Origin of the sequence: Streptomyces sannanensis (genome assembly GCF_039536205.1) — a bacterium.
In the GTDB taxonomy this organism is placed as follows: domain Bacteria; phylum Actinomycetota; class Actinomycetes; order Streptomycetales; family Streptomycetaceae; genus Streptomyces; species Streptomyces sannanensis.
This window is the reverse complement of record NZ_BAAAYL010000001.1, coordinates 6,953,635-6,960,755: the sequence shown is the minus strand read 5'-3', so window position 1 is coordinate 6,960,755 and position 7,121 is coordinate 6,953,635. Positions and strand designations below refer to the sequence as shown.

The 7,121-nt window shown below is 71.2% G+C and carries 6 protein-coding genes; 1 reads left to right on the top strand and 5 read right to left on the bottom strand.

From position 1 onward, the window contains the following. Window positions 1–77 precede the first annotated feature (77 nt). From ABD858_RS32515 to ABD858_RS32505, 3 genes are all read right to left on the bottom strand, one after another. Window positions 78–2,375: an ATP-binding cassette domain-containing protein gene (locus ABD858_RS32515; RefSeq protein WP_345034100.1), complete on the bottom strand. Its 2,298-nt coding sequence runs from the start codon at window positions 2,373–2,375 to the stop codon at window positions 78–80. 211 nt (window positions 2,376–2,586) lie between these two features. Beyond that, window positions 2,587–2,898, bottom strand: a complete 312-nt coding sequence (locus ABD858_RS32510) for a DUF5132 domain-containing protein (RefSeq protein ID WP_345034103.1) — start codon at window positions 2,896–2,898, stop codon at window positions 2,587–2,589. A gap of 309 nt (window positions 2,899–3,207) precedes the next feature. After that, the gene (locus ABD858_RS32505) at window positions 3,208–3,351 is read right to left on the bottom strand and encodes a hypothetical protein (protein ID WP_345034104.1); all 144 of its coding nucleotides are present in this window, start codon (window positions 3,349–3,351) and stop codon (window positions 3,208–3,210) included. Between the two features lie 186 nt (window positions 3,352–3,537). Here ABD858_RS32505 and ABD858_RS32500 point away from each other — a divergent pair, with 186 nt between their 5' ends. After that, entirely contained in the window at window positions 3,538–4,878 is a 1,341-nt protein-coding gene (locus ABD858_RS32500) for a type I glutamate--ammonia ligase (RefSeq protein ID WP_345034105.1), read from the top strand. 374 nt (window positions 4,879–5,252) lie between these two features. Here the strand turns inward: ABD858_RS32500 and ABD858_RS32495 are convergent, their stop codons facing one another. Together ABD858_RS32495 and ABD858_RS32490 are read right to left on the bottom strand one after the other, a co-directional pair. Next, a complete protein-coding gene (locus tag ABD858_RS32495) occupies window positions 5,253–5,810 on the bottom strand; it encodes a GNAT family N-acetyltransferase (RefSeq protein ID WP_345034106.1) in 558 nt (185 codons plus the stop codon). Further along, on the bottom strand, window positions 5,807–6,979 hold the full coding sequence (locus ABD858_RS32490; protein ID WP_425586301.1) for a type III PLP-dependent enzyme: 1,173 nt from the start codon (window positions 6,977–6,979) through the stop codon (window positions 5,807–5,809). Before ABD858_RS32490 ends, ABD858_RS32495 begins: the two co-directional genes overlap by 4 nt. Between the last annotated feature and the right edge of the window lie 142 nt (window positions 6,980–7,121).

Here is a 7,121-nt window from a genome sequence, read left to right as displayed (position 1 = left end):
GTGGTGGCGGGGCACGCAGGACCGCGCCGACCGTGGTGTCGTCACACGGCCGGCCGGCCGGGGGGCGGCTGCTGCGGTCAGGCGGCGGGTTCGCCGGCCTGAAGTTGCCACAGGGATGCGTAGAGTCCGTGCTGGGCGAGGAGTTCGTCGTGGGTGCCCTGCTCGGCGACGACGCCGCCCTTGTCCATGACGTAGATCCGGTCGGCGTGGCGGACCGTGGAGAGCCGGTGGGCGATGATCAGCATCGTCCGGTCGGCCGCGAAGACGCGGAGCGCGCGCTGGATGGCGGCCTCGGTCTCGTTGTCCACGGCGGAAGTGGCTTCGTCGAGGATCACGACCGGCGCGTCCTTGAGGATCGCGCGTGCCAGCGCGATCCGCTGTCGCTGGCCGCCGGAGAGCGCGGCACCACGTTCGCCGATCACCGTGTCGTAGCCGTCCGGCAGCGTCGCGACGAAGGTGTGTGCCTCGGCTTTCATGGCCGCCTCGACCACTGCCTCGCCCGAGGCTCCGAAGCTGCCGTAACGGATGTTGTCGGCGACGGTGCCGTCGAAGAGGAAGGGGTCCTGGGCGACGAACCCGATCGCGTGGCGCAGGTCGTGCCGCGACAGCTCGCGCACGTCCCGCCCGTCGAGCAGCACGCTGCCGATGTCCGCGTTCTGGAATCGCATCAGCAGCTTGGCGATCGTGGTCTTGCCTGAGCCGGTGGCGCCGACGAGGGCGGTGATCTGCCCGGCGGGGATGGTCAGCGAGAGGTCCTCCAGCGCCGGTGGCCGATCGGGGTAGGCGAAGGTCACGTTGTCGAGGACGATCTCCCCGCGCGCCTTCTCGGCGTCGAGCGGTCCGCCGGTGCCATCGGTCTCGACGGGGAGGGCGCGCAGGCGCTGGACCCGGTCGTAGGCGGTGATCGTGCGCTGGTACTGGTCGACGATGCCGCCGAGCCGGTTCATCCGCAGCATTACCATCTGGGGCAGCCCGATCAGCGGGCTGAACACCTCGAACGGCAGGCTGCCGTCGAGCACCGCCCGGCCGCCGATCAGCAGGGTTCCGGCCATCGAGCCGGTCGTGCAGACCCGGACGATCTCGGCGTGGCGGATCGTGCTCCGGTCGGTCCGCCGGCTGCTGTCCTGGACCTCCCCGCTCAGCCGGTCGATGCGCTCGGCCTCGTAATCCTCGGTGCAGAAGCTCTTGACGGTGGCACCGGCCTCCAGCGTGTTCACCAACTGGCTGTGCAGCCTGGCCCGGTACTCGCCGGAGACGGCGTAATCGGCCGCGACTTTGTCCTGGTAGTGGAACGACAGCCAGGCGATGACCGGGATGGGCAGGAACGCGATCCAGGCGATCTGTGGTGCCAGCAACAGGAACAGCGGCACCAGGAGGGCCAGACTGGTGCCGAGTTGCAGCAGGTCGTTGGCCGAGGTGGCGAAGAAGGTGCCCATCTGACGGACGTCGTCGGTGAGCGCGCCGGCGATCCGGGTGGTCCGCTCGCCTTCCAGGTGCCGTAGTTCGAGGTGCTGCACATGGGCGTACGTCCGGTTGCGCCAGTCGTGCTCGATGTCCTGGCCGAGCCGGCGCCACTGGAGGTTCGAGGCGTACGACAGGCCCGCCACGGCGGCACAGGCGGCGGTCATCAGCCCCGCCAGCCCGAAGAGTTGGGCGGACGCGGTGGTCAGGCCGAGGCGGACCAGCGGAGCTGCCTGCCCCTTGATGAGGACCAGTCCGGTCCAGCCGAGCAAGGTACCGAGCGCCATCTCCGAGGCCTGGCAAGCGATGGACAGGGCAACGGCCCCGCAGAGACGGCGTCGGTGCGGTCCGACGATCTCCACCAGGGGGTGGCGTTCGACGCCGGGCCCGGCCGCTTCCTGGGATGCGTCGACCGTTCCGCGCCAGGCCTTCCGGAGAACGGCCGCGGTCGCCGCGGCCACCCCGCCCACTGCCACCAGTTGCCTGCTCAGCGCCGACCCCTTGATCAGCGCGATCCCGGCCGCGACCCCGCCGCCGACGGCGAGCACCGGTCGCACGACCAGGCCGCGATCCGCCCGCGGGGCCGGTGCGGCGACGGGTCGGGCCGATGCCGGGCGTCCCGCTCCGGTCGGATCCTCCGCGACCAGGGTGACGGCTCTGCGGACGATCCGGCCGACGTCCGTGGCGCGCAGCCGTGCATCGTGCCGGACGAGTACCCCGCCGGTGACCGGGTTGGCCCGGGCCTCGGTGATCCCGGGAATGCGGCGCAGCGCGGCGGCGAAAACCTCAGCCGTCCGTGGCCGTCCAAGCACCAGCTTGACGTCCCAGCGCTGGCGGCCCGGAGTGACCGAGCGCGGACGCGCGTCCCATTCCACGGAGCGGAATCCGGCTGCGGCATCCAGTAGCGATGACATGCGTACGATCACCTGTTTGCGGAGGTCACGGGTAATCCGTCAACGGGCGCGGCGAAATTCGGCGCACGGCGGATTACTGCGACGGAGTGGAAATTCCGAAAGGGGGCAGAAGCGCGGCCGAAAGGCCCACGGCCGACCGCCGCGAGGCCCCGTCTTCCGAGGTCGGCCGGAAGACCCGCCCAGACGGCGGGCCGGGCCGCGCATCAGGGCGTCACTGCGCCTTCCCGGCGCCAGCGGTCGCACGGATCTTCGGAGTCCTGACCTCGTCCTTCTCGCCGTTCGTGGCTACACCCTCGGTGGGCTGGTGGCCGTCACCGGAGGCGATCTGCGCCGCCACCATGTCGGCAGCCACCTCGACCGCGAGGTCATGGATGTTCTCTCCGGCCTCATGGGCCGCCTTCTTCACCTCCATGACAAGACCGACGGACGTCGTGACGACACCGCGCACCAGCGGCTTGAGGAGACGCTTGGCCAGTGGCGCGACGATGAGACCGATCAGAAACGGCGGAACGACGGGCGGCATGATGCTCCAACTTCTCTACGCAGATGTATGACAGGAGACCCAGGGCACTGCGAACGCCGGAGCACGCACAGCGGGGAAGGCGGAAGCACCCATTTCCGGAATTCTCGATATCCCGTGCCGAACTCTCCGCCGGTTGAATTCCTTGTCGATGGGGTAAACCGTCCGCTCATCGATCACCGTAGCCCAGTCATGACCGTCGAGGCCAAACGGTCTCGGCGGGTTTCACCCATGCGAGTGCTATCCATATTCGGACTGCTACGGATTACAGTAGGCGTACCCACCCAGCGAAGCGCTTTTCTAATTTACCTATTACCAGTGATCGGCTTCATGGTGACTGCCGATTTCGCGCGCCGCCCTCCGGCGCAGGACGGGAAACGACAGCGCGTCTCCTCCCAGCACCGCCTCGTGGAAGACCCGCACGTCGAGGTCACCGACCCAGCGCACCGTCGGCACCGTCGGTGCGTGCCGGAGGCGTGGTCAATGCTGTGGCGCGCGCCGGGGGTGCTTCTGCGGGCGTGCTGCGCGAACCCGGCGCCTCCGCAGCGAGTTACGCAAGATCCAGCTCCGACCGTTCACGGACGAGTGAACTCCCAGCCAGCCACTGGCGCACCGGCTGCTGCGAACGCCAGCATGGTCGGCATGGCCACCACGCACCCCCGGGCTGAGCGGGCCGCCCAGGCCCGGGCAGCCGAAACCCAGCTCGCCGCCGACGGAATCGACGGGGTGGTGTTCGGTTGGGTCGACAACGCCGGCCTCACCCGCGTGAAGTCCGTCCCGCTCGCCCAGCTCGAACACGCCGCCGAGTACGGCGTCGGCGCCGTGCCCTGCTTCGACGTCTCCCTGGTGGACGACTCCTTCACCGCTGCGCCTTCGAGTACCGGCCCGGTGGGCGACCTGCGGCTCGTCCCCGACCTCGACCGGCTCACCCCGCTCGCCGCCCAGCCCGGCTGGGCCTGGGCCCCGGCCGACCGCTATACCCAGGACGGCACCCCGCACCCCGGCTGTCAGCGCCGATTCGCCCGCCAGGTCACCGAGGCCATCGAGCGGCGCGGGCTTTCGGTGCAAGCCGGGATCGAGGTCGAGTGGGTGGTGGCCGACGCCACCGGGGCCCCCGCGACGCTCGGGCCCGCGTACGGGATGACCCGCTTCGTCGAGCACTCCGACTATCTGCGGGAGGTGCTGCGCGCCCTCACCGCCCAGGGGTTGACCGTGCTCCAGCTCCACCCCGAGTACGCCGCCGGGCAGTTCGAGGTCTCGGTCGCCGCCGAGGGGCCGGTCGAGGCGGCCGACACCACGATGCTGGTGCGCCACACCATCCGGGCCGTCTCCGCCCGTCACGGCCTGCGGGTCTCGTACGCGCCCGTCTTCACCGAGGGCTCGGTCGGCAACGGCGGCCACCTGCACCTCAGCCTATGGCGACAGGAGCAGAACCTCGGGCACGGCGGCCCCGGCCGCCACGGGCTGCACCCCGACGCCGAGCAGTTCTTCGCAGGCGTACTGGCCGAGCTGCCCGCCCTGCTCGCCCTCGGCGCGCCCAGCGTCGCCTCCTACCTGCGGCTGGTCCCCTCCCGCTTTGCCGGGGCCTACCGATGCTGGGGCCTGGAGAACCGCGAGGCAGCGCTGCGCCTGATCACCGGCTCCGCCGCCGGGCAGGCAAACGCCGAGCTCAAGTGCTTCGACGCCGCCGCCAACCCGTACCTGGAGGTCGGCGCCGTGCTGGCCGCCGGACTCGCTGGCCTGGAGTCCGGCCTGCCCCTCCCGCCCGAGACTCCGAGCGACCCAGCCGCCCTCGTCGCCGCCGAGCGCCTCCCGGCGAGCCTGCCGGAGGCGATCGACGCGTACGAGAAGTCCGCACTGCTGCGGCAGGCGCTCGGTTCCGATTTGTACGAGGCCGTGCTGGCCGTCCGGCGGGCAGAGGCTGAGCTGTTCGCGGGGCACACGGATGCGGATGTCATCAAGGCTGTCCGCTGGCGCTACTGACAGGTTTCACGGAGCTCCAGCAGGATCCGGCCGCAGAGCGTGAGGGGCAGTTCCTCGCCCGTGCCTGTGGCTGAAGCGGTCGCGGGCATGGCGTCGTCCGAGGTGAGAGGGAGGGTCGAGCGCCGTTGCCGTCGAGCATGAGGCGCATGGAACGACCCTCGGTAGCGTGGCAGTGGATGGTGGCGGCCTCGTGCGGCCGGGCGATCGGCGCGGAGTTGCAGGTCGAGAGGGACTCGTCGACACCGCCGAGCGGCACGTCCGCCGGCATGGGCTGCGGGGCACCTGCGCGAGCTGGGCATCGTAGGTGTGCACCAGTGCCTCGGCCCTCGTCAGTTGGGAGCGGCGGAACTCGTCGGGTACGGGGGACATTTGCATCAGCCCACTTCGGCTCTGGGGGAGGACCCGAGAACCGGATCGGTAACAGCGGGTTCCAGCGGCTTCGCCATGTAGACCGCCTCGGCACCGTAGCTCGCGGGCAGCCCGATCTCGGGCCGGGCGCGGTAGCCCAGCCGGGACCACAGCACCTCGGAGCCGCGCACGGCGACCAGAGAGAGGGACCGGTAGCGGGCCGCCCGGCCGGTCTCCTCCAGGTGTCGCAGCAGCCGGGGGGCCAGGCCGCGGCCGCGCGCCCGCTCGGCGATCACCAGGTCGTGGGCGTGCAGGTTGCTCCCCCGGTCGCTCTCCTGCGCCGTGCCTTCCTCGGCCACGCTCAGGTCCGGGCAGCGGAACAGCGGGTACGGCAATGCGAGCAGATAGCCCCCGAAGCCACCCGCGTGCTCCAGCACGAAGCAGGTCGAGGGCGAGGCGCACTGCCGGGAGCGCAGCGCCTCCCGCCCCTCGGACAGACCGCTCGCGGCGTAGGCGCGTTCCTCCAGCGCGACCACCTCGTCCCAGTCCTCCTCCCGAAGCAGCCGGATCCGGGTGTCGATCACGCGTCTCCTCCGTCCAGAGCCGGGCCGCCGACGCAGGTGTACGGCAGCGGCGCGAAGCCGTTGAACCCCCGGGTGGCGTACGCGGCGGCGTACGCGCCGCAGGAGTGGACCCACACCGGGTCGCCGGAGGCGATCGCGCGCGGGACCCGTACCAGGCCGTCCTCCTGGGCGTACGCGTCGTCGCTGTCGCAGGTCGGGCCGGCCACCACGGCGTCGACGAACTGCCCGCCGGAATGGGTGGGGAACTCCAGGCGGTACTGCAACTGGTCCATCTCGTAGAGGCCGTTGAACTTGCCGCAGCTCAGGTAGAGCCAGTCCTCACGGGTGCCGTCGAGCCGGTGTCGGGAAGTGAGCCGTGCCACGTGGGCGCGGATCGCGCCGTGGTCGGCGACCAGGTGGCGGCCGGGCTCCACCAGGAAGTCCAGCGGGGCGGCGTTGACGGCACGCAGTCGTTCCATGCCCTCGCGGATCACCACGAACATCTTGTCCAGCGGCGGTTCCAGCGGCCGGCCGCGCCGGTCGAGGACACCGAGGGCGGGCAGACCGCCACCGAGGTTGATCCGGTCCGGGGTGATGCCGCGCCCGCTGAGCGCCTCCAGGACCGCCGCCAGCGAGTCGATCGCCGCGGCCCATGCCTCGGCGGTCATCTGCTGGGAGCCGACGTGCACCGACAGGCCGGAGGGCACCAGCCCGGCGCTCCGGGCGGCACCGAGCACCCGCAGGGCATCCTCGGGCGAGCAGCCGAACTTGTGGCTCAGGCCCCACAGCGCTCCCTCGCCGGTGGTCGCGATCCGGCAGAAGACCCGTGATCCAGGGGCGTGTTCGGCGATTGCGGCGACGTCCTCCAGGCAGTCGGTGGCGAAGTCGCGCACGCCCAGCCGGTAAGCCTCGGCGATGTTGCGGTCGGACTTGACGGTGTTGCCGTAGTGGATCAGCCAGGGGGCCACCCCGGTGCGCAGCGCCTGGGCGATCTCCTGCGGGCTCGCCGCGTCGAAGCCGGAGCCGAGCCGGGCGAGGTGGCCGAGCACCTCGTCCACCGGGCAGGCCTTCATCGCGAACCGGACGGCGACGCCTGGCAGTTCGGCGCACAGGGCGGCGTACTGGCGGCCGATGCCGTCCAGGTCGTAGATGATGGCGTCCTCGATGGCGGCGGCGAGCGCAGCGCGCAGGGCGGGGTGGTCGTGCTGGTCGGGGAGGGGCGCGGTGGATGCGTACACGGAGGCCGTCGGGGCGTGATGGCCGGTTCTGCCACGGTCGGCCGTCCGGCGTGGTTCGGCGATCTGGCGCACATCGGTGGTCTGAGGCCTCACG